This is a genomic window from Pelagibacterium sp. 26DY04, from assembly GCF_031202305.1.
In the GTDB taxonomy this organism is placed as follows: Bacteria; Pseudomonadota; Alphaproteobacteria; order Rhizobiales; family Devosiaceae; genus Pelagibacterium.
Genome location: NZ_CP101731.1, coordinates 1661446 through 1682471, shown reverse-complemented (window position 1 = coordinate 1682471; position 21026 = coordinate 1661446). Strand labels below are relative to the sequence as shown.

The window sequence follows — 21026 nt, the reverse complement described above, 5'->3', positions numbered from 1 at the left end:
AGGCCGCCGAATCCGGCGGCCGGTTCTCAACCGCCCTTGCAGACGGCCATTTCGAAGCGCGTCATACAGGTGGCGGCAACAGCCGTCAAGCGCAATCTATTTTTCGTTTATAAACAACGGCTTGCTTTCGCGGTATTATTTTACCGCACAGAAAGTCTATGCATATCAGCAAGATAGGCCACCACGATTCCGATGAGCAGGAAGGCGACAACCTGATGCCCCAGTGCCACGGGCAGATTGACCACCGAAAGGATGGTCACGACGCCGAGGAAAACCTGCAGCAGAACCGTCATCCCGATCGCAGGCATCCAGATGTGAACGCCTTCATATCCCGGATTGGCACGGCCGAAGAACCACATCACGGCAACATAGAAGGTGATGAAATAGGCGAGCATGCGGTGATTGAACTGAACCGTCAGAACATGCTCGAAGGCGCTTCGCCAGGCCGGATCGATGGCAAACAGCCCCTCGGGAATCAAAGCGCCATTCATCAGCGGCCAGGTATTGTAGACCCGGCCCGCATCCAGGCCCGCGACAAGCCCCCCTGCCCCGACCTGAATGAACAGCAGTCCCAGGAGCACCCATGTCGCCGCTACCCAGCCACGATTGGGCTTGTTCCCGACCGCGGGAGGCTCGAGCGAACGTGCCACCCAGATCAGCGCGAGCATCAAGAGGCACGCGGCGCACAAATGGGTGGCGAGACGATACTGAGATACGGACGTTAGTTCCGAAAGGCCCGACGAGACCATCCACCAGCCCAGAAAGCCCTGGAAGCCGCCCAGCACGAACAGCCCGACCAGCGGCCAGATCATGGATTTCGGAATACGGCGCTGGGCAACGAAGATCACGAAGGGAATGGCGAAGGCAAAGCCGAGCATGCGGCCCAGGAAGCGGTGAATCCATTCCCACCAGAAGATGAGCTTGAATTCATCCACGCCCATCCAGCCGGCGAAGTTTTCTTCGTATTGCGGGATCTGCTGATAGGCCTCGAACTCGGCCTGCCAGTCCGCATCGGACAACGGCGGGATGATGCCCGAGATCGGCTTCCAGCTCGTGATCGAAAGCCCCGACTCGGTCAAACGCGTCGCCCCACCGACCAGGACCATCACCAGGACGAAAGCCGCAAGGCAATAGAGCCAGATGCGAACGGGCTTGAGGCGGGCGTGGTCGAGCGGCATTGAGCCGGATGAGGCGATGGCAGACACGAAACTGTACCGGAGTTGTCAAACTTGACCGAACTGCTAATGGGGTGGCGCACAAATGGCAATGACCACATTCGCCGCAGTTCGGAGGCCATCATGACCCAGCGCCAACGCAAGGCCGTCGGCATCGTGCTTACCCTGCTCACCCTCATCGTGTGGGCGGCTCTGGGAATGTGGATCTATGAAACCTGGCTGGTGGGTGCACACAATCTGGTGCACCTCGTCTTTTTCGTCCTGTTCGGCCTCGGCTGGGTGTTTCCGGCCATGGTCGTCATCCGCTGGATGCTCAGGCCGGATTAGCTGACATCGAGGCGCCGCCCACGCCGCATGAGCGTGAAGACCTCGGCGGTCAGCAGAACGTCGATGAACCGCTTTTCCTGAAACAGACCGTTGAGGGAGATGCGCGGCAGCGCGGTGAGATGTTCCGCGTGATCACCGTATAGCCCACCGGGGCGGGTGGTGACGGCGGTTGCAAAGCCCAGTTCGCGGGCCGCAGCGAATTCTCGCGGTCCCGCCGCTGCCACTCCGCCGATCGGATATGAAAGGTGCCTAGGCTGCTTGCCGAATTGGGCGGCCAGGACTTTGGCCGATTGCTCGATCTCCGCCCGCATCTGCTGTTCGGGCAATTTCGACAGTTCGAAATGGTGCACGGTATGCGCGCCGATGGTGCAGAGCGGATCGTCGGCAAAGGTCTTGAGCTCGGCCCAATCCATGATGAGTTCCCGGCAATGACGCGCCAGGTCTAAACCATAGCGCTCCGCCAGCGCCTGCACCGAGGCTTCACGGTCAGGTTCGGGCATCTTGCGGTAACGTTCATAGACATAGGCAAAGGTCGCGCGCTTTTGCTCGAGCGTTGCCGCATCGCCATAGTGGGGACCCTCGGGCAGGTCGACGACCACGACCTCATTGGCCGCGATCACGTCTTCGAGTGCTTGCCACCAGACGACGCCGACGCCGTCGATCAGCGCCGTCGGGATATAGAGCGCAAACGGCGCCTGATGCTTTTTCAGCACCGGCAGGGCATGGATGAGGTTGTCGCGGTAGCCATCATCGAATGTGAGGACGACGAAGGGTTTGGCTTCCGGCGATCCCAGCCGCCTGACGGCCTCATCGAGATCGACGATCTCGAAGCCTGCCTTGCGCGCACGCACGATCACCGCTTCCAGAAAATGCGGGGTAACCTGGAGGATGCCATTGGGCGCAAAGGCGGCGGGGGGTTCGGGAAGGACGCGATGCAGCGTGAAGAGGACGCCACGCGCCTTCGAAAAGCGCCGCAGCGCGGGCATGAGGCCGGGCAGCGCGAAAGCTTCGAACGCTGCCCTGTAAAGACCGTAGCGCGGCATCGCTCAGGCGACTTCGGACTGGCGTTCGTGCGTCGGGATCACGCGCAATTCGCTAAACCCCAGCATGGCGACCTCGCGGCGCGTCTCGCCAGTTTCATCGCGAGCGAGCAGCAGGCACTTGGCGCCCGCGTCCGCAAAAAGCGGGAGGTTCGATCCCGTGCCCACCCTGCCCGTCACCACGATCACGACCTCATAGATATCGCCGAGAGCGTCAATGAGCGTGAGGATGCGGTCCGGATTTGGGCTGAGGCGTTCACCCTGTCCCCAGGGCACGAAACCGAAGCGCTCCTCGATGCCCCGATGAACCACTTCACCGAAATCGGCGTCTCCCGAGCACAGATCGGTGAGGCCCAGCTCGATCCCCTGCTGACTGCTGGCAGCATCAATCTCCGCAACGCTCTGCCCGTTACCGACGATCGCGGCGGTGAGGCGCTCGGCAAAATTCATGCTCTCGTCCCACCCCTTGTCGGAGGCAATAACGATCAGCCGGTCAAGGCCGGCCAGCGCCCGGGCAGCTTGAGCTTGGATCTCGGTTTCCAGCGCACCGAGCGGCGCGTGAATGCCGGATATGGCCAGAGGCTCGGACGAGGTGTCGGAATTGGCGGCAATCAGTCCGTTGTCGGAGCCCTTCTCCACCGGCGCCAGCGGCGGCTCGGATGAGGGCCCGTGTTCGACAAGCGCCCGTCCTGACAGCAATTCGGAGAAGATGACGCCGCCCACCTGCAGGAGGATCGAGGCGATACCCACCGCCATGAGGATGAGCGTGGTCTGCGGCGATGCCGGCGAGCTCGAAGGCGCCGCCTCGCTGACGAACCGGACGTCGGGCAGCGACGAACCGATATCGGACCGTGCCGTCGCCTCGGTGAAGCGCAGGAGATAGGCATTGAGCAGATCGCGTTCGGCGGCGGCCTCGCGTTCGAGTTCGGCCAAGGTCACACCCTCGACGGTGTCGGATCCGGCGGTCACCTTGAGCCTGTCGAGTTCGGCTTGCAGGGATTGCTCGAGAGCGGCCTCGATCTGCGCCTGCGCTTCAAGAGCCTGCGCCACCCTCTGCCCTTCATTGGAAATCTGTTCGTTGATCGCGGCAATCTGCGCATCGAGCGCGCGGATCGTGGGGTGATTGGGCAGCAGGGTTGCCGATTGCTGTGCCCTCTCCCCTTGCAGCCGGGCCAGTTCCTGGCTCAATTGCTGGACGACGGCGGAGGCCTGGACGTCCGAAACCCCAACCACCGGCTGCCCGGATTCGAGCAGGCTGCGGATGAGCTGGGCGCGAGACTGAGCGGCGCTGCGCCGCTCGGCGGCAGCGGCGATCTGGGTGGCGAAGTTCGAGAGCTGCTGGTTGGTCAGGCTCTCATTGTTGGAACCAGTGAACAGGTCGTTCTCGACGCGGAAATCGGCGATGGCGCGCTCGGCCTCGGCCACGTTCTGGCGCAGACGGTTGATCTCGTCTTCAAGCCAGCCCGTCGCCTCGATGGTATCGGCGATCTGCTGGCCGGCGCGGCGCTGCACATGAGTGCGCGCCAGCCCGTTGGCGATCCGCGCCGCAAGCTCGGGATCGGTGGCGCGGTAGGCGACGGAGATCAACCGCGACGAACGCTCCTGGGTAACGATAAGGCTGTCGCTGATCTCACCGACGATGTCTTCATCGCTCCACCCTTCAAAGGCCGGCTCCTGCCTCAGATCGATCGCCTCGATCGTGGCAAGGATCGTATCGCGCGACTTGATCAGCTCGATCTGGCTCGAAACGGCGGCGGCATCGATGAAATAGGATTCAGCATTCTGGTTGCTGGCAGCGCTGGTGAAAACGGTACTGCGCGGCTCGACCAGCAGCTCGGCGCGCGATTCGTATAGCCGCGGCACGAAAAGCAGGACGGCATAGGCCACCGCCAGCAGCAGGATGGTAATGAATCCTATCCGCACCAGCTTGCCCAACAGAGCACGCAGGATCACACTCGCGTCGATGCTCGCTTCCGGCCGCGCCACCGTGGGTGCAGAATCGCTCATAGGTCGTCCCCCAGCTTTGTCGGCTTATCGCCCCCACATGGTAAGCATTCGGTTAAGGATTTCGTCCGGAGAGGTGGCGATAAGAGGTTATTAACCATGACGTGGGAGAGCTAACGTCAGGATGGCTCGGGGGCACTTGCATGCGTCGGCTGCGCATTTCACTGATTCTGTTGCCGCTGTTGCTGGCAGCCTGCGCGCATAGTGGCGCGCCATCCACCTATCTCGTGGAGCAGACCGGACCCTATCTCTTGGACAGCGGCGATGTGCTGCGGGTCAGCGTTTATGGCGATCCCAGCCTCACCAACACCTATCGCGTCGATGATTCCGGGGCCATCGCCATGCCGCTGGTCGGTGCCGTACCGGCGCGCGGCATAACGACGACCGCCCTGTCCCAACGCGTCGCCTCCGCGCTCGCGGCCGGGTTCATGCGCAACCCCAATGTCGCCGTGGAAGTCGCCGAATACCGTCCCTTTTTCATCCAAGGCGCCGTCGGAACTTCCGGGCAATATCCGTACGTCTATGGCATGACCGTACGGGCCGCGATCAGCGCCGCCGGTGGCTTTTCCGATACCGCCAGCCGCGATACGTCGACGATCTATCGCCGGCAGAACGATGAGATGGTCAAGGGCAATGTCGAACTCGATTTCCCCATTCAGCCCGGGGACACCATCGTAATCTCCGAACGCTGGCTGTGACGGACGTGAAGCGCCTGCGCATCCTCCAGGTCATGCGCTCGCCGGTAGGCGGGCTGTTCCGGCACGTCGCCGACCTTACGCGCGCGCTGGCGGAACGCGGGCACATGGTGGGCCTGATTGCCGACAGCGAAGCAGGTGATGGACAGACCGATGCCAAGCTCGCCGCACTCGAGCCCGTTGCCGCGCTGGGCATCCATCGCTTTCCCATTCCGCGTCTTTTGGGCGCGCACGATTTCACGACGCCACTGAAAATCAGATCGCTCGCCCGCTCGCTCGATGTCGATATCCTTCATGGCCACGGGGCAAAGGGTGGATTCGGCGCCCGCCTCGCGCGAATTGGCGGACGGCGCCCTGCCACCGTCTATACTCCGCATGGCGGCGCGCTGCATTTCGACCCGCGTACGCTATCGGGCGGCACCTTCATGGCCATCGAGCGCGTGCTGCTCGGGACAACCGACGCGCTGATCTTCGAAAGCGCCTATGCCCAACGCACATTCGCCAGCCATGTCGCCCACCCCCGCTGCCGGCAGGACGTCATCCATAACGGGCTGGCCGACGTCGAGTTCGAAACCATCGAACCTGCGCGCGATGCCGCCGATTTCGTGTTCGTGGGCGAGTTGCGGCTGCTCAAGGGGATCGATCTCATCGTAGATGCGCTGGCACCCCTCAAGCGCCTCGACGGCACTCCGGCAACCATCATCATGGCCGGGGATGGACCCGACGCCGAGATGCTGCGCGCCAAGATCGGCTCGCTCGGCCTGGAGCAGCGGGTGACGCTCGCCGGGGTGCAGCCTGCACGGACAATGTTCACGCGCGGCCGATGCGTCCTCGTTCCGTCGCGGGCGGAGTCCCTCCCCTATATCGTGATGGAAGCGGCAGCCGCCGGCCGGCCGATCATCGCCACCAATGTTGGCGGCATCGCCGAGATTTTCGGCCCCACCTCCGGCCGGCTGATTGCCGCGGACAGCGCCGATGCCTTGCGGCAAGCCATGACGGCCTTTCTTGCGAATCCCTCAGGCGCCGCATCAGAAGCGCAGGAACGCCGTGCCTTCGTCCGGTCCCGTTTCTCGCTGTCTCGCATGGTCGACGGTATCGAGGCGCTTTATCGCGATCTCTCAAGCTGACCCTAGGCTTTTCACCGAGTCTTCACTTCTCCCGCCCATAGTGCACCGTCAAATTTCCCAAGGATCAGCGGGAGGCATGCCCATGTTCCGTGTCGACCCCAAGCAAGCGGTGCTCGGCCACATCTCCACTGCGGAAGCCGCTGCCGGCGTGCTCGGCCCCGACGCCGAGGCGCTGGCGCGCGCACCTATCGTGCCCGGTCTCTCGCACAAGGTGGTCACCGGCTTTGCCCAATTGATCGAAACCGGGCTGTTGCTTGTGCTGGGGCTGGGCATCTATTTCGCCTATCTCGGGGGCGTCGATGCGGCGATCTATGTGCCCCTCTCGCTCGGCATCGTCATTGCGGCAAACGTCGCCTTCAACATCGCCCGTACCCACCGTATCGCCGCCTACCGGACCGGCATCAAGCAAGTGCTGCACGTTCTGGCCGGTTGGGCCAGCGTGTTCCTGCTCGTGGTGGCCGGTCTCTTCATCTTCAAGGCAGGCGAACTGGTCTCGCGCGTGTGGCTCGGAAGCTGGCTCGCATCCGGCGCGCTGTTGCTCGTCGCCTTCCGGCTGATACTGAGATCGGTGGTTCTCGATTGGTCCGCAAAGGGGCGCCTGCGGCGACGCACGGTGATCGTTGGCGGCGGGCCGGTCGTTGAGACGCTCGTCGCGGCGATCCGGCAGGCCGCGGCCAGCGACATCGAGCTGATCGGCCTTTTCGACGACCGCGACGACGAACGCTCCCCGCGCAATGTGGCTGGCCTCACGAAGCTGGGCCGCGTCGCCGACCTGGTCGAATTCGCCCGTCGCGCCCAGATCGAACTGGTCATCGTTTCCATGCCGCTTTCGGCGGAAACGCGCGTTCTCGAAATGCTCAAGCAGCTCTGGGTGCTGCCGGTGGATATCCGGCTCAGCGCCCATATGAGCAAGCTGCGTTTCACCGACAAAACCTATTCCTATATCGGTGACCTGCCCGTCTTCGACATCGCCGACCGGCCGATTTCCGACTGGAACCTGGTCTTTAAATGGATTTTCGACAAGCTCGTCGCCACGACCGCCATCGTCCTGCTCTCCCCCGTGATGCTGGCGACCGCCATCGCCGTAAAGGCCACGAGCAAGGGCCCGGTCCTGTTCCGCCAGAAGCGCCACGGGTTCAACAACGAGCTGATCGAGGTCTATAAGTTCCGCTCGATGTATACCGATATGGGCGACGCCAAGGCGTCCAAGCTCGTGACCCGCGACGACCCGCGCGTCACCCCCGTGGGGCGGTTCATCCGCAAGACATCGATCGACGAGTTGCCGCAGCTCTTCAACGTGCTCAAAGGCCAGCTCTCGATTGTCGGCCCCCGGCCGCATGCGCTCGAGGCCAAGGCCGCCAATCGGCTATACCACGATGCCGTCGATGGCTATTTCGCCCGCCACAAGGTGCGTCCGGGCATCACCGGCTGGGCGCAGATTAATGGCTGGCGCGGCGAAACCGACACTGTCGAAAAGCTCATGGCCCGTGTGGACCATGATCTCTACTACATCGAAAACTGGTCGATCTTGCTCGACCTCTATATCCTCGTCATGACCCCTGTCTCGCTGTTCACCAAGAGCGAGAACGCGTTTTGACGGCGGCGCTGCCCGGCCAGATAGGGCTGGACCGCCGGCCACTGGGCCAGGCATGGGCAGGCGAGACGGCGCGCAAGGCGTTGGGCCTGATCGTCGCCTTGTGGATCTTCTCGGGCGGGTTCGTGATCTTCGAGCCCTCACCCTATGAGGTGATGTTCATCATCGCCTTCGCCGTTGCGCTGATGGGCGGGCTCAAGCTCCACCGCGATACCCTGCCCCTGCTGTTCATCGTCCTGGCCTTTACGCCCTTCGCGCTGATCTCGACGTTTTTCATGCGCTACCAGCCGGTGCTCGATGGACTTATTTTCAACCTCGTCACCATCTTTCTTCTGATCACCAGCTATTTCGCCGCCAATTTCGTCGCGCAATCGCCCTTCGCGCATATGCGGCTGATCGCCAAGGCCTATATCGCCATAGCGCTGATCACATCGGTGGTCGGAGTGCTGGCCTATGTCGGCGTCCTGCCCGGCGAGGATGTGTTCCTGCGCTTCGGACGCGCCAAGGCCTTCTTCAACGATCCCAACGTTTACGGCCCCTTCCTCATCCTCCCGGCGGCGATCGTATTGCAGCGCACGCTTTTGGGCACCGGGCGGACGGCCCTATGGGCCGGGCTGGCTTACCTCGTCATTTTCGTCGGCGTTTTCGTGAGTTTCTCGCGCGGGGCGTGGGGGCATCTTGCCGCCTCCTCGCTGCTGGTCTTTGCCATGGTGTTCTTTCTCGAAGCCACCGCGCGCGAGAAGGTCCGGTTGCTTCTGGTCGCCATCGGAGGCGTCATGATTCTGGCGGCAGCCATGGCGATACTGCTGTCCATCCCGGTCGTGGCGGAGCTGTTCACGCATCGGTTCACACTGACCCAGAGCTACGATACGGGCGAATTGGGGCGCTTTGGGCGCATCTGGTACACGCTCGATCTCGCCCTCAACAATCCTTGGGGAATCGGCCCGCTCGAATATGGCTATCTGCGCATCAGCGAACAGCCTCATAACACCTACGCCAATGTGCTGCTCACCTATGGCTGGGGTGGCGGGCTGGCCTATTACGTGCTCGTGGGCTGGACGCTGCTGGTCGGCGGCAAAACGCTGCTGCGCCCCTCCCCGCACAGAACGCTGCTCATTCCGGTCTTTGCCACTTTCGTCCCGATGATCATGCTCTCTGGCATCATCGATACCGATCATTGGCGGCACTGGTTTCTGGTGACCGGCTTGGTCTGGGGCATTTGCGCCGCTTACGGCGCGCCGTCCTCCACCCGGCGGCTCCTGCCCTAGAAGACCTTCCGGAGCGCCCAGATCGCCGCGATGATGACGGTGACCGCAACCAGAATCCAGAACAGCACGAACAAAGCCACGGCGCCGAGAACCGCGCCGAGCGCATCCCAAAAGCCGACGGTGGCGATGAGGATGGCGAGCAATATGATCAATAGGATAGGCATGGAACAAAATCCCCCGCTGCAATAGCCGGTAAACGGCTGGCAGGGGCACTGGGTTCCGCGAGAGGCGGATATAGAAACGGGCCCGATGCAGCATCGAGCCCGTTTTCTTTTAGATGGTCGGAGCGGCCGGATTTGAACCGACGACCCTTTGTCCCCCAGACAAATGCGCTACCAGGCTGCGCTACGCCCCGATTGGCCTCTCACCTATATAATAGCGGAGAGGAGCGCAAGGGTTCCGTTCCCAAATTTTCAAAGCTCACCCCAACCTATTGCGCAAACTCGGATGGACGGATGCTATTGAGCGCCTCGGGGTCCGGCGGCAACTCCTCGGTTCCGGTTTTCATGCCGTTTTCAGCGGCAAGATAGGCAATGATGTCAGCATATTGCTGCGCGGGCAGGCTTCCAGGCGCATCGCCGGGCATGGTGGTCGAGATGAACCCAAAGAACTGTCCCGCGGACGGGAAGCTCTTGAAGATCGAGACGATGTCGGAGCCGTGGCATGTGGAGCATTTCTGCTCATAGGCCGCCCGGCCTCGTTCGACCTGCTCGGGCGTAGCCCAATCGCCTACCTCCTCCTGCGCCGCAGCGGTGGCGACGCCAAGCGTTGCCGCGAAAATGATCGCCACCAATGGGATTGAAATCCGGGATGTTCTCAATGTCTCCTCCTTACACTTTGAATGAACGCAACGGCATTTGTCAGGGGATGCCGTATCCCATCTGGACGGCCAAAGCGGACATCGTCCCGTCCGCTTGCAGCGCTGCGATTGCGTCGCCGAGAAGGTCCCGCAGATAGGCGTCGCGACTCAGCAAGGCCATGCCGATCGGCTCGGCCGCGATCTCGGGCGAAGTCAGCCGGGAGACGACGATCCCCTCATCTGCAAATTGCCCCGAGATGAGCGGCAGCGCGTGGATAGGCACGATGCCAGCCTCCAGCTGACCACCGACGATGGCAGCCAGAATGTTTTCTGCCGTGTCGTAGGGTATTCGGATGATATCGGCGCCGCCGCCGAGGGTGCGCGCGAAGGTCATGTCGGCTTGTGAAAGCATGATCGATCCAACCCGGGCACCCGCCGGCAGGTCGAAGGGGCTGGTTACCCCCTCTTCTTGCGTTGCCAGAACGTAGCCGAGTTCGAAATAGGACCGGGTGACCGTCAGCCATTCAGGCAACGGCCGCCAATCGAGGCTCGTGCCCATCACGGCGTCGCAGTCATCCATGAGATGGATGAAGAGCTGCTGCTCGAACAGCTCCTGTGTTCCCGAGCTCACCTGGTCGGCTTCGAAGAATTCGGCCTCGAGCAGATGCAGCCCGGCGATTTCGGACGCGATGGCCCGATCGAGATCCACCATGGGACTGTCGGGCCAGATACAGAAGATAATGCGATTGCCACGGTCTCGGATCGCGCCCTCATAGAAATCTCGCTGCACCATTGGCTGCGCGAGGGCGCTTGAGGCGATCAAAATGACTCCGAAGAAAATCGGCAGGCGAGGCATGCCCAGAATCCGTCCATGGTTTGGCCGCCTGCCGCGTGGTTGGGAGCGGCAGGCGGCCATCAAGCGGCTAGTCGGCCTCCGGGAGCGCGAAGACGAACAGATTGTTGCCGCTCATGGGGTGGCGGATGTCGGGAACAAGCGCCGCTTGCGCACGCGGGCTGCCGCCGCCAAGACCGGTGGGAATGGCGATGTACTGCGTGCCATCGACCTCGTAGGTCACCGGCATGCCCTGCACCGATTGGGAGAGGCGCACTTCCCACACCACTTCGCCGGTTTCGGCATCGAACGCCTTGAAATAGCGATCGAGATCGCCGGCAAAAATCAGGCCCGATTCCGTCGAAAGGATCCCCGTGAGGAACGGGGCATGCTGCTCGTGACGCCATACGGTCTCGAGCGTATCGACATTGACGGCGGCAAGCAGGCCCTGCCCTTCGACATCGGGCATCGGTGCGAAAGTCCGGAAACCGCCGGTCCCACCGCCGCCGACGACGGCCTCGACTTCGCGGGCGGTGAAGTCCATGCAGCTCTGGCTGAGCGGCATGTAGAGGGTCCGCAGTTCGGGATTGAACGCCATGGGGTGCCAATCCTTGCCGCCTGCCGTGCTCGGGCAGGAGAAGATGGGCGTTTCGAAATCAACCGGGATCTTCTCGGGCCGGACGATAGCCTGACCGGTTTCCGTGTTCACGTCGAAGACGTTCTGGAACACCATTTCACGGTGATCGATATATTCACCGGTCTCACGATCCATGACCCAGAGAATGCCGCTCTTGCCGATCTTGTAGAAGCGCTTCTGGCCGTCGACATCGACAAAGACGTGCTCGAACGCGTCGTCGAGGTCGAGCGTTTCGCCGGGCAGGTACTGGTGGTACCAGAGGATTTCCCCGGTATCGGGATCAAGCGCGATCGTCGAGTTGGTATAGAGCGCTTCACCCTCATGCCCGCGCCCCACGCTGGTCCAAGGGTAGGCCTGACCCGTGGCGCACAGGATGATGTCCTGCTCTTGGTCATAGGAGCACGGATGCCAGACGCTGCCGCCGGCGCGCAGGAAGTCCGGGGCGTCGCCCCAGGTGTCGCCCCCCTCTTCCCCAGCGATGGGCACCGTATAGGTCCGCCACAATTCCTCACCGTTCGTAGGGTCGTGCGAGACGACGTAACAACCCGTACGCCCCTCACGGAACACGCGGCAGTCGGTGAGGCCGGAAATCACCTGCCCCTTGACGATGGTGGGACCGGTGCTGAAACCGACCTTATAGTTTTCCCAGACCTCCATTTCGACATCCCAGGCGACCTGCCCGGTGAAGGCATCAAGCGCAACGACATGCGCGTCGCAGGTCGAGGTGAAAACCCTTTCGCCATAGAGCGCGATGTTGCGGGTGGCGCCGGAGGTGCCGTTGCAGGCGTCTTCCGGCAGCTCTCGCTTATATTCCCAGAGCAGATCACCAGTCACGGCATCGAGCGCCTGGATAACGTCACGCGCGCCAGCCAGGAACATGATTCCGTCATAGACCAGAGGGGTCGATTCGAACGTGCCCGGCTCCACGTTCCACGACCACGCCATCTGCAGGTCGGAGACGTTTTCCGGCGTGATCTGGGTCAGCGGCGAATGGGCCCAGCTATCGCGGGTGCGGCGCCAGTTGAGCCAGTCACCGTCATCGGGGTTGGCGAACATCTCGTCGGTTACCGGTACGAAATCAGCCCACGGATCGTCGGTCGTTTCCTGCGCCGGCAGGCTCGTGACGCTTGCCGCCGAGAGCAGCAGAGCCAGAGCCCAAGCATTATGTTTCATTTTCTCCTCCATGCCCTTGCGTGTAAGCGCCGATCGAGAGTTGCCTCGATCGTTCCTGCTGGCGGAAAGGGCGGCCCGGCAGCCAGGAAGGTTTGTCCAAGCGCCTGCCGACATATCCGCCGAGCGTTGAAAGCGCCTGTGGTGTTCCGGGAAGGCTGCCGGTGCATTCCCGCCATTATGTTCAACGTCCGCACCCGTCCTCCCGACGGTCACTTCTGCTGACTCTGCGAAATGTTCCGCGCTGGTCACGCGAACGTCAATTGCGGATACTATACCTGCACAAGATATTTAGACTTCAGTTCACTTCGAAAGATCAGTATAATTTAAATATTGATGCGTATAATAATATGAAAATATGAGAAGCCGTTGCATCGCGAGCTTTCCGCGTGACATCGACCGCCGCATTGTTCAATAACGCTCCCCAAACAGGGGAACTGGAATGGGCGAAAGCTGGGGTGGGCTGACGGCGGCTCTCGATCGTTGGCCGGGATTCGCGCAGAGCGGCATCGAACTCATCAATCTCTCGGAAAACCACACCTTCCGGCTCGACCTTCCCGATGGCGCGCGCGCGATCTTGCGGGTGCACCGCCCCGGCTATCATTCGCGTTCGGCGATTGAAAGCGAGCTGGCCTGGATGCAGGCGCTTCGCAGCCAGACTGGTCTGTTCACCCCCCGCCCCCTACCCGGCCGCGATGGCGAGTTGGTGCAGGAGGGGCTGTTCTTGCATGAAACCCGGCACATGGTGGCGTTCGCTTTCGAGGAAGGCGCGGAACCGCAGGTCGGCGACGATCTTGCGCCGGTGTTCCGGCAATTGGGTGCTTTGGCCGCCAAGTGTCATCTCCACGTTACGCGGTGGACGCCACCAGCCGGCTTCACACGTCACATCTGGACGGCGAACGCCATTCTCGACCCCGATGCCATCTGGGGCGACTGGCGCGCGGCGCCGGGCGTTTGTGGCGAAACGCGCAAGGTGCTGGACAAGCTCGACCGGCGGCTGCGGGAGTTGCTGGCCAGCTACGGCATGAGCCGGGACCGGTTTGGCCTGATCCACGCCGATATGCGCCTGGCCAACCTGCTGGTTGCCGATGGGGAGACGCGGCTGATCGATTTCGACGACTGCGGCTTTTGCTGGTTCGGCTATGATTTCGGCGCAGCCGTTTCCTTCTTCGAAGAAAGCGAAACCATTCCCGCGCTAAGGGCAGCGTGGCTGGCCGGATACCGCCGCCACCGGCCCTTCAGCGCCGCGGATGAAGCCATGCTCGACGTCATGGTTTTGCTACGGCGTATGGCACTGCTCGCCTGGATCGAAACGCATCCGGAGGCCGAACCCGCTCAACAACTCAGGCACCGATATGCCGCCGAATCGGCCGAGATGGCCGAGCGCTTTCTTTCGACCGGAACCATTGACCGATAGGGTGTGCATACCGGTCAATCGTAGAAAAGCGAAACCCGGTGACCGCCGATTTCGTGGACGTTGATGTCCATATCGTAGATCTCTTTCAGCGCCTCGGGCGTGATGATCTCGTTCTTGGAGCCGTGCCGCACGACTTTGCCATTCTTCATGGCGATGATGTAATCGGAATACCATGAAGCGAAATTGATGTCGTGCAGGACCAGCACGACAGTCTTGCCCAGCTCGCGGCAAGCGCGCTGCATGAGCTTCATCATGCCCATGGCATGTTTCATGTCGAGATTGTTGAGCGGCTCGTCGAGCAGCACATAGTCGGTGTCCTGGCACAGCACCATCGCCACGAACGCCCGCTGCCGCTGGCCGCCCGAGAGTTCGTCGAGAAACCGATCCTTGAGGTCCTCGAGATTGAGATAGGCGATCGATTGGTCGATATGCCCCTTGTCCTCGATGGTGAGGCGGCCCTTTGAATAGGGGTAGCGGCCAAACGACACCAGATCATGGACCGTCAAACGCGCCGTCATGTGGTTGTCCTGGCGCAGGATCGACAGTCGCTTGGCCAAAACGTCGCTGGGCGTGTTGGACACATCCATGCCGTCCACCGTCACCGATCCCGCATCCATCCCCAAAAGGCGCGAGACGATCGAGAGCATTGTCGACTTGCCCGCCCCGTTGGGGCCGATGATCGAGGTGATACCGGCGGCGGGCAGCTCGATCGACACGTCGTCGACCACGGCGGTGTCGCCATAATATTTCTTGAGGCCGGAAGTGATGATCATCGGGCCGCTCCCCGCAGGATGAGAATTATGAAGACGAGGCCACCCAGGAACTCGACGATGATGGACAGCGCGGTATCGAATTCGAACACGCGTTCGAACACCGTCTGACCGCCGACCAGTGCGATCACGCCGAGCAGCGCTGCCGCAGGCAGGATGTATTTATGCTTGGACGTGCCGACAAGCCCATGGGCGAGGCTGGCGACCAGCAGACCGAAAAACGTTATCGGCCCGACCAGCGCCGTCGATACCGACACAAGGATCGATACCATCACCAGGATGATGACGACGCTGCGCTTGTACTCGACACCGAGATTGATCGCCGTGTCGCGGCCGAGCGAGAGCACGTCGAAAGTGTGCCCCATCCGCCAGAGCACCAACGTGACGACGACGACCACGCCCAGCGCAACGCCCAGCAGGGTGGTATCGATCGTCGAAAAGCTGGCGAAAAAGCTGTCCTGCAGCACCTGGAACGCATTGGGATCCAGCAGCCTCTGCATAAAGTTAGAGAGGCTGCGGAAAAAGATGCCGAACACGATCCCCACGAGCACGAGCAGATGCAGGCTGCGTCCTTCGCTCAGGAACAGCCACTGGAACAGCAACCAGGAAAAGCCAATCATCAGAACCACTTCCATGCCGAACTGGGCATAGGGGTTCATCAGCGAAAGCATCTGCGGGCCGAGGAAGAAGACGATGGCCGTCTGCACCAGGATATAGAGCGCATCGAACCCCATGATCGAAGGGGTAAGGATGCGATTGTTGGTGACCGTCTGGAACAACACCGTCGATATCGCAATCGCGTAGGCGACCAGGACGAGGCCCAAAAGCTTGCGGCCGCGGAAAGGAATGATGAAATCCCAGCTCCCCCTGGCGCCAAGCGTCATGAAGCAGACGACCGAAATCAGAGCGACGAGCGCCAGAACGGCCAGAACGATCGTGGGACGCGACCAACGCAGGTTACGCAGCATTGTGACGCTTCCTTAGCAGCAGATAAAGGAACAGCCCGCTGCCGATCACGCCGACGACGACGCTGATCGGAATTTCATAGGGGAAGCGCACGATGCGGCCGACGATGTCGCAGGCGAGGACAAACGCCGCGCCCAGCACCGCCACCCAGGGCACGGTGCGCCGCATGTTGTCGCCCACCATCAGGCTCACGACATTGGGCACGATCAGTCCCAGAAACGGGATCGAGCCGACCGACACCAGCACGACCGCGCTGACGATCGACACGATGATCAGCCCCAGCGTCATCACGCGCTTGTAGTTGAGCCCCAGATTGGTGGTGAAGTCCTCGCCCATGCCGGCCACGGTGAACCGGTCGGCGGCGATGTAGGCCATGATCGTGCCGGCAAGGCCGAACCAGAGCAGCTCGTAGCGTCCTCTGAGCACGCCCGAGAAATCGCCCATGCTCCAGGCGAGCAGCGAGGGCAGGAGGTTGAAGCGATAGGCGAAAAAGCTGGTGACAGCGCCAATGACGCCGCCCAGCATGATGCCAACCAGCGGCACCAGCAGGACATCGCGCAAGGGAACGAAGCGCAGGATGCGCAGAAACAGCGCAGTGCCGGCCAAAGCAAACATGGCAGCCACGATCATTTTGGCCATCAAGGGCCATCCGGGCGCCAGAAGCGTTACGACGAGAAAGCCCAGGGTTGCCGATTCCGTCGTCCCCGCTGTCGAAGGCTCGACGAAGCGGTTGCGGACGATCATCTGCATGACCAGGCCGGCGATGGCCAGCGACGAGCCTGCGAGCAGGATGGCCAGCGTGCGCGGAATGCGGCTCATGACCAGCACCTGCATCGGCCGGTCTTCCGCGCTCGATGAGAGCAGCGCCCCCAGCGAAACGTCACTGACGCCAACGAAAAGGCTGATGATCGCCAGAACGATGGTCAGCACGATTCCGACTGTGAGAAGCCGCACTTTAGCTAGCCTGTGGGTAGGGCCGGGTGCGAGGCCCGGACGGAAAAATAGAGAAGCCCGGCGACTGGAAGCGCCGGGCTTTGCGAATGGAGCTCCGATCACTCGGCGCTGTTGTAGCCTTCAATCACCTGATCGAGCATCAGCATCAGGCCGGTGTAGCCATGCATGGTGATGTAGGCAGCCTGGGGATCGAGGTACACGATCTGGTCGTTCTGCCAGGCAGTGGTCTCGTGCATCAGCTCGTTGTCGAGCAGAGCCGCGGCGGCGCCTTCATTGCCCACACCGGCGTCACGATCGACGACGAAGAGGTAGTCGGGATTGGCTTCGAGCAGGAATTCGAACGAGATGCCGTCGCCGCCATGGTCGCCGTCCTCGACATCGTCCATGACCGACGGAATGCCCAGCTCATTGTGGATCCAGGCCACGCGGGAATCGGGACCGTAAACGCCGAGACTGCCCGCATTGGTCACCAGCACAAGCCCGGTACCCTTGCCCTCTGCAGCGGCACGGGCTTCCTCAATCTTGGCATCGAGTTCGGCAATCAGCTCAGCGGCACGATCCTGGACATCGAAGATTTCACCAAGCTGCTCGAGATTGCCCTGAACGCCGGCCACGAGATCGGCGTTATTGATCGACATGTCGATGGTCGGCGCGATTTCGGAGAGCTGGGGGTAGGTCGAGGCCGAACGGGCCGCCACGATCACCAGATCGGGCTGCTCGGCGGCGATACCTTCGAAGTCGGGCTCAAAGAGCGACCCGACATTGAACAGATCGTCGGAAACGTATTCGGCCAGATAGGCCGGAGCGTTGGAACCCGGAGCACCGGCAACCTCCACGCCGAGCGCGTTGAGATTGTCGAAGGCCGCCCAATCGATGGTGAAGACCTTTTCAGGCACACCGGAAATGGTGGTTTCGCCCTGGGGGTGGGTAACGGTGATATCCTGAGCAGACGCTCCAGCGGTGAGGGCGAGCGAAGCTGTCAGTGCCAGGGCGGCAGTCGCAGTGCGGAAAACAAGCGAGATTGTCACGATGACATTCCTATCAATTGGCTGGGGCGTAGCGCCGAAGCCGCCGCCTTGCCCACCTCAAATCGTCCCGCGCCCCGCCTGCTCAATCCCGTTCGGACTGAAGCGCGCGCCTTGCGGGCCTCCATCGCCGGCCAAAATCTAACCGAGCGGTTCAGGTATTAGGCGGGTCGGCCCGCCCCGTCAATATTGTTGATTTGAATTATCATCTTATTCTTTCGGCCAAGACAGAGCTGTGCCCCGGCTCCGTCAGCCGCGCGCCTTGTCGAGCACCTGCTTGCAGGATGCAAGCATATCGAGAACAGCGCTCAGTTCCTCTTTTTGCCGAGCGGAAAGCCCCTCCGTCCGCGCGGCGGGACCGGCAACAAGCCGAGGCTCGTCCGAGGAGACATCGGAAGCGATATCGACGAAATCGACAGCGTCTTCGTCAGTCGCAGGCTCGAACTGAGGTTGGGGTGCAATCGGGCGAATGGAGCCCGTCTCGCCGATGGCGACGACATGCTTTGCGCCCTGCTCCTTGAGAATGCGCTGGACGCCCTTGATGGTGAAGCCCTGATCGTAGAGCAGGTGGCGGATGCCCTTGAGCAACTGCACATCGTCCGGCCGATAGTAACGGCGTCCGCCGCCACGTTTCAGCGGTTTGATCTGGGTGAACCGTGTCTCCCAGAAACGCAGCACATGCTGCGGCAAGTCTAGTTCTTCGGCCGCTTCGGAAATTGTCCGGAAGGCGTCTGGAGATTTATCCAACGCGACGTGCCCCGGTAAAATTGTTTATTTTCCAGATCGAACCATAGATTTGTTGATCTTGGATTTCAAGACGTTGGACGGTTTGAACACAAGAACCTGCCGGGGAAGGATGGGAACTTCCTCGCCAGTCTTGGGATTCCGGCCGATCCGCTCATTCTTGGACCGGACCTGGAAGGACCCGAAGGACGACAATTTGACGTTGTCTCCATCGGCAAGGGAATCGCTGACGATCTGCAGGACCCGTTCCACAAGTTCCGCCGATTCGGTACGCGACAGTCCCACGGACTGGTACACCGCCTCGGCCAGATCGGCGCGAGTCACCGTTTTTCCCGACATGATCTTCCCCTCAACCTTATTGAAGCCCGTGAGCCAGCCCCCAAGATTTCAACCACTTAACGCTCAAAACGGAGCGCGGTCAACTCTACCAGCGAATGAGTGAGGCTCCCCAGGTGAACCCGCCGCCCATCGCTTCGATCATCACCAGGTCACCCTTCTTGATCCGCCCCTCCTCGCTGGCCACCCAAAGGGCGAGCGGCACGGAGGCGGCAGAGGTGTTGGCGTGCCTGTCGACGGTTACGACCGTCTTGGTTTCGGGAATACCGAGCTTGCGGCCTGCCCCGTCGATGATGCGCTTGTTGGCCTGGTGCGGCACGAACCAGTCCAGGTCACCGGTCGTCTTGCCGGTCTTTTGGAGCACGTCCTCGACCACATCGGAGATCATGCCCACCGCATGCTTGAAGACCTCGCGGCCCTCCATGCGCACATGGCCGATCGATCCGGTCGCTGCGACGCCGCCATCGACATAGAGCTTTTCCCAATGGCTGCCATCGGTGCGCAGGCTGGAGACGAGAACGCCCTCTTCGGGCGCATCGTCGGGCACTTCGCGGGCTTCGAGAATCATCGCCCCTGCCCCGTCGCCGAACAGGACGCAGGTGGCACGGTCGGTCCAATCCAGAATGCGCGAGAAAACTTCGGCGCCGATGATCAGCGCGCGCTTGGCCATGCCGGTCTTGAGATAGCTGTCGGCCGTCGCCACCCCGAACACGAAACCGGAGCAAACCGCCTGCACGTCGAAAGCCGAGCCATGCGTGATGCCGAGCTTCTGCTGCAGGATGGCGGCGGTCGCCGGAAAGGTCCTGTCGGGCGTGGTTGTCCCCACCACGATCAGATCGATGTCGCTTGCCTCCATGCCGGCGTTTTCCAGCGCCCGGCGCGCCGCAATAAGCGCCAGGTCGGAAGTCACTTCGCCCTCGGCGGCGATGTGGCGCTGCCTGATGCCGGTGCGCTGCACGATCCATTCATCGGAGGTATCGACGATCTTGGTGAGGTCGTCATTGGTCATCACGCGTTCGGGCAGGTATCCGCCCACTCCGCGTACAACAGATTGGATTTTGGTCACGCGGAAGGTGCCTCCAGATTGGACAGGTCCGCCGGCACGGCCAGCGTGGGGAAGTTCTTCAGACCCTCCCCGATCTTGGCGATCAGATCGTTGCGCGCCATGTCGTAAGCAAGGTTCAGCGCGCTCTTGTATCCGATCTCGTCAGTGCCACCATGGCTCTTGATAACGACGCCATTGAGGCCGAGGAACACGCCGCCATTGACCGTGCGCGGATCCATCTTCGAGCGGATGGCGCCAAGTGCCTGACGGGCGAACAGCGCGCCGATCTTGCTCATGAGCGACGAGGTCATGGCGTCGCGAAGATACGTGCCCACCTGGCGGGCCGTGCCCTCGGCGGTCTTGAGGGCGATATTGCCGGTGAACCCTTCGGTGACGACGACGTCCACCGTGCCCTTGCCCAGATCGTCGCCCTCGACGAATCCCTTGTAGGTGAAGCCGGCGCCGGAGCTTTCGCTCAGGATCTTGCCGGCATCCTTGACCGATTCATTGCCCTTGGCCTCTTCGACCCCGACATTGAGCAGCCCCACGGTCGGGCTTTCGATGTCGAAGACCGCCCTCGCCAGCGCGGCACCAAGGATGGAAAAGTCCACCAGTTGCCTGGCGTCAGCGCCGATGGTGGCGCCCACGTCCAGAACGATGATGTCGGACCGAAGCGTAGGCCAGATGGCTGAAATCGCCGGGCGGGAAATGCCGTCCATCGTCCGCAGGCAAAACGTGGCCATTGCCATCAGCGCACCGGTGTTGCCCCCCGAAATCGCGACGGCGGCCTCGCCGTCCTTGACCGACTGGATCGCCGCCCACATGGACGAGTTGCCCCTGCCCTTGCGCAAGGCCTGGCTGGGCTTGTCGTCCATGGTGATGACGGTTTCGCTATGGCGAACCTCCGAGACCGCGCCCAGTTCGGGGAACTCGGCCATCAGCGGCCTGATGGCCTCTTCGCGTCCGTGAAAGATGAAGCGCGCGTTGGGGCGCTCGCGAAGCAGAAGTTTGGCACCGTGGAGAGGTGCGCGCGGCGCGTTGTCTCCGCCCATCGCGTCAACGGAGATCGTTATCGTTTCACTCATTGCGTGCCTTAATGCT

21 protein-coding genes and 1 tRNA gene are annotated in these 21026 nt (G+C 61.9%); 6 read left to right on the top strand and 16 right to left on the bottom strand.

Translation table 11 applies throughout. From position 1 onward, the window contains the following. Positions 1 to 140: 140 nt before the first annotated feature. Positions 141 to 1205 (bottom strand): COX15/CtaA family protein, encoded by a 1065-nt coding sequence (locus NO932_RS08145; RefSeq protein WP_309210674.1) that lies wholly within the window; start codon positions 1203 to 1205, stop codon positions 141 to 143. Positions 1206 to 1298: 93 nt separating this feature from the next. On the opposite strand from NO932_RS08145, the gene NO932_RS08140 reads away from it, so the two are divergent. Continuing rightward, positions 1299 to 1502, top strand: coding sequence for a DUF2842 domain-containing protein (locus NO932_RS08140; RefSeq protein WP_309210673.1), 204 nt, complete (start codon positions 1299 to 1301; stop codon positions 1500 to 1502). Here NO932_RS08140 and NO932_RS08135 read toward each other — a convergent pair. Together NO932_RS08135 and NO932_RS08130 are read right to left on the bottom strand one after the other, a co-directional pair. After that, positions 1499 to 2545 (bottom strand): polysaccharide deacetylase family protein, encoded by a 1047-nt coding sequence (locus NO932_RS08135; protein WP_309210672.1) that lies wholly within the window; start codon positions 2543 to 2545, stop codon positions 1499 to 1501. The two genes, NO932_RS08140 and NO932_RS08135, sit on opposite strands and share 4 nt — an antisense overlap. A gap of 3 nt (positions 2546 to 2548) precedes the next feature. Continuing rightward, on the bottom strand, positions 2549 to 4549 hold the full coding sequence (locus NO932_RS08130; protein WP_309210671.1) for a GumC family protein: 2001 nt from the start codon (positions 4547 to 4549) through the stop codon (positions 2549 to 2551). 140 nt (positions 4550 to 4689) lie between these two features. Here NO932_RS08130 and NO932_RS08125 point away from each other — a divergent pair, with 140 nt between their 5' ends. From NO932_RS08125 to NO932_RS08110, 4 genes are all read left to right on the top strand, one after another. Then, positions 4690 to 5244: a polysaccharide biosynthesis/export family protein gene (locus NO932_RS08125; RefSeq protein ID WP_309210670.1), complete on the top strand. Its 555-nt coding sequence runs from the start codon at positions 4690 to 4692 to the stop codon at positions 5242 to 5244. Beyond that, positions 5241 to 6368: a glycosyltransferase family 4 protein gene (locus tag NO932_RS08120; RefSeq protein WP_309210668.1), complete on the top strand. Its 1128-nt coding sequence runs from the start codon at positions 5241 to 5243 to the stop codon at positions 6366 to 6368. The genes NO932_RS08125 and NO932_RS08120 overlap by 4 nt, the downstream gene beginning before the upstream one ends. An 82-nt stretch (positions 6369 to 6450) precedes the next feature. After that, on the top strand, positions 6451 to 7965 hold the full coding sequence (locus tag NO932_RS08115) for an undecaprenyl-phosphate glucose phosphotransferase (protein ID WP_309210666.1): 1515 nt from the start codon (positions 6451 to 6453) through the stop codon (positions 7963 to 7965). Beyond that, positions 7962 to 9230 (top strand): O-antigen ligase family protein, encoded by a 1269-nt coding sequence (locus NO932_RS08110; RefSeq protein ID WP_309210665.1) that lies wholly within the window; start codon positions 7962 to 7964, stop codon positions 9228 to 9230. The genes NO932_RS08115 and NO932_RS08110 overlap by 4 nt, the downstream gene beginning before the upstream one ends. Here NO932_RS08110 and NO932_RS08105 read toward each other — a convergent pair. The 5 genes from NO932_RS08105 to NO932_RS08085 form a co-directional block, all read right to left on the bottom strand. Beyond that, complete coding sequence (locus tag NO932_RS08105; protein WP_309210664.1) at positions 9227 to 9394, bottom strand: hypothetical protein; 168 nt, start codon at positions 9392 to 9394, stop codon at positions 9227 to 9229. The two genes, NO932_RS08110 and NO932_RS08105, sit on opposite strands and share 4 nt — an antisense overlap. Positions 9395 to 9508: 114 nt before the next feature. Beyond that, positions 9509 to 9585: transfer RNA gene (locus tag NO932_RS08100), tRNA-Pro, on the bottom strand. Between the two features lie 75 nt (positions 9586 to 9660). Beyond that, positions 9661 to 10050, bottom strand: a complete 390-nt coding sequence (locus NO932_RS08095) for a cytochrome c (RefSeq protein WP_309210663.1) — start codon at positions 10048 to 10050, stop codon at positions 9661 to 9663. A gap of 40 nt (positions 10051 to 10090) precedes the next feature. Beyond that, positions 10091 to 10885: a transporter substrate-binding domain-containing protein gene (locus NO932_RS08090; protein WP_309210662.1), complete on the bottom strand. Its 795-nt coding sequence runs from the start codon at positions 10883 to 10885 to the stop codon at positions 10091 to 10093. A 67-nt stretch (positions 10886 to 10952) separates the two neighbouring features. Then, a complete protein-coding gene (locus tag NO932_RS08085) occupies positions 10953 to 12671 on the bottom strand; it encodes a PQQ-binding-like beta-propeller repeat protein (protein ID WP_309210661.1) in 1719 nt (572 codons plus the stop codon). A 439-nt stretch (positions 12672 to 13110) separates the two neighbouring features. Between NO932_RS08085 and NO932_RS08080 the strand changes: the two genes are divergently transcribed. Next, positions 13111 to 14085 (top strand): phosphotransferase, encoded by a 975-nt coding sequence (locus tag NO932_RS08080; protein WP_309210660.1) that lies wholly within the window; start codon positions 13111 to 13113, stop codon positions 14083 to 14085. A 14-nt stretch (positions 14086 to 14099) separates the two neighbouring features. Here NO932_RS08080 and NO932_RS08075 read toward each other — a convergent pair whose 3' ends face one another. The 8 genes from NO932_RS08075 to plsX form a co-directional block, all read right to left on the bottom strand. Then, complete coding sequence (locus NO932_RS08075) at positions 14100 to 14858, bottom strand: ABC transporter ATP-binding protein (protein WP_309161529.1); 759 nt, start codon at positions 14856 to 14858, stop codon at positions 14100 to 14102. Beyond that, positions 14855 to 15823 (bottom strand): iron chelate uptake ABC transporter family permease subunit, encoded by a 969-nt coding sequence (locus NO932_RS08070; RefSeq protein WP_309161531.1) that lies wholly within the window; start codon positions 15821 to 15823, stop codon positions 14855 to 14857. Before NO932_RS08070 ends, NO932_RS08075 begins: the two co-directional genes overlap by 4 nt. After that, positions 15813 to 16775, bottom strand: a complete 963-nt coding sequence (locus NO932_RS08065; RefSeq protein ID WP_309161534.1) for an ABC transporter permease — start codon at positions 16773 to 16775, stop codon at positions 15813 to 15815. The genes NO932_RS08070 and NO932_RS08065 overlap by 11 nt, the downstream gene beginning before the upstream one ends. A gap of 98 nt (positions 16776 to 16873) precedes the next feature. Next, positions 16874 to 17803, bottom strand: coding sequence for a siderophore ABC transporter substrate-binding protein (locus NO932_RS08060; protein ID WP_309210657.1), 930 nt, complete (start codon positions 17801 to 17803; stop codon positions 16874 to 16876). A gap of 246 nt (positions 17804 to 18049) precedes the next feature. Further along, positions 18050 to 18547, bottom strand: a complete 498-nt coding sequence (locus NO932_RS08055; protein ID WP_309210656.1) for a MerR family transcriptional regulator — start codon at positions 18545 to 18547, stop codon at positions 18050 to 18052. Positions 18548 to 18571: 24 nt separating this feature from the next. Continuing rightward, positions 18572 to 18883 carry an integration host factor subunit alpha gene (locus tag NO932_RS08050; RefSeq protein ID WP_309161541.1) on the bottom strand — a complete coding sequence of 104 codons (312 nt, stop codon included), beginning with the start codon at positions 18881 to 18883 and terminating at the stop codon, positions 18572 to 18574. 85 nt (positions 18884 to 18968) lie between these two features. Further along, on the bottom strand, positions 18969 to 19889 hold the full coding sequence (locus tag NO932_RS08045) for a beta-ketoacyl-ACP synthase III (RefSeq protein ID WP_309211003.1): 921 nt from the start codon (positions 19887 to 19889) through the stop codon (positions 18969 to 18971). A 53-nt stretch (positions 19890 to 19942) separates the two neighbouring features. Beyond that, positions 19943 to 21010 (bottom strand): phosphate acyltransferase PlsX, encoded by a 1068-nt coding sequence (plsX, locus tag NO932_RS08040; protein ID WP_309161544.1) that lies wholly within the window; start codon positions 21008 to 21010, stop codon positions 19943 to 19945. Positions 21011 to 21026 lie beyond the last annotated feature (16 nt).

What these genes read in the sequence shown, in the direction of transcription:
- NO932_RS08075 (WP_309161529.1), bottom strand. Translation starts at nt 14,858, where the DNA reads ATGATCATCACTTCCGGCCTCAAGAAATATTATGGCGACACCGCCGTG.
- NO932_RS08090 (WP_309210662.1), bottom strand. Translation starts at nt 10,885, where the DNA reads ATGCCTCGCCTGCCGATTTTCTTCGGAGTCATTTTGATCGCCTCAAGC.
- NO932_RS08050 (WP_309161541.1), bottom strand. Translation starts at nt 18,883, where the DNA reads ATGTCGGGAAAAACGGTGACTCGCGCCGATCTGGCCGAGGCGGTGTAC.
- NO932_RS08070 (WP_309161531.1), bottom strand. Translation starts at nt 15,823, where the DNA reads ATGCTGCGTAACCTGCGTTGGTCGCGTCCCACGATCGTTCTGGCCGTT.
- NO932_RS08115 (WP_309210666.1), top strand. Translation starts at nt 6,451, where the DNA reads ATGTTCCGTGTCGACCCCAAGCAAGCGGTGCTCGGCCACATCTCCACT.
- NO932_RS08130 (WP_309210671.1), bottom strand. Translation starts at nt 4,549, where the DNA reads ATGAGCGATTCTGCACCCACGGTGGCGCGGCCGGAAGCGAGCATCGAC.
- NO932_RS08135 (WP_309210672.1), bottom strand. Translation starts at nt 2,545, where the DNA reads ATGCCGCGCTACGGTCTTTACAGGGCAGCGTTCGAAGCTTTCGCGCTG.
- NO932_RS08125 (WP_309210670.1), top strand. Translation starts at nt 4,690, where the DNA reads ATGCGTCGGCTGCGCATTTCACTGATTCTGTTGCCGCTGTTGCTGGCA.
- NO932_RS08080 (WP_309210660.1), top strand. Translation starts at nt 13,111, where the DNA reads ATGGGCGAAAGCTGGGGTGGGCTGACGGCGGCTCTCGATCGTTGGCCG.
- NO932_RS08140 (WP_309210673.1), top strand. Translation starts at nt 1,299, where the DNA reads ATGACCCAGCGCCAACGCAAGGCCGTCGGCATCGTGCTTACCCTGCTC.
- NO932_RS08045 (WP_309211003.1), bottom strand. Translation starts at nt 19,889, where the DNA reads ATGACCAATGACGACCTCACCAAGATCGTCGATACCTCCGATGAATGG.
- NO932_RS08085 (WP_309210661.1), bottom strand. Translation starts at nt 12,671, where the DNA reads ATGAAACATAATGCTTGGGCTCTGGCTCTGCTGCTCTCGGCGGCAAGC.
- plsX (WP_309161544.1), bottom strand. Translation starts at nt 21,010, where the DNA reads ATGAGTGAAACGATAACGATCTCCGTTGACGCGATGGGCGGAGACAAC.
- NO932_RS08105 (WP_309210664.1), bottom strand. Translation starts at nt 9,394, where the DNA reads ATGCCTATCCTATTGATCATATTGCTCGCCATCCTCATCGCCACCGTC.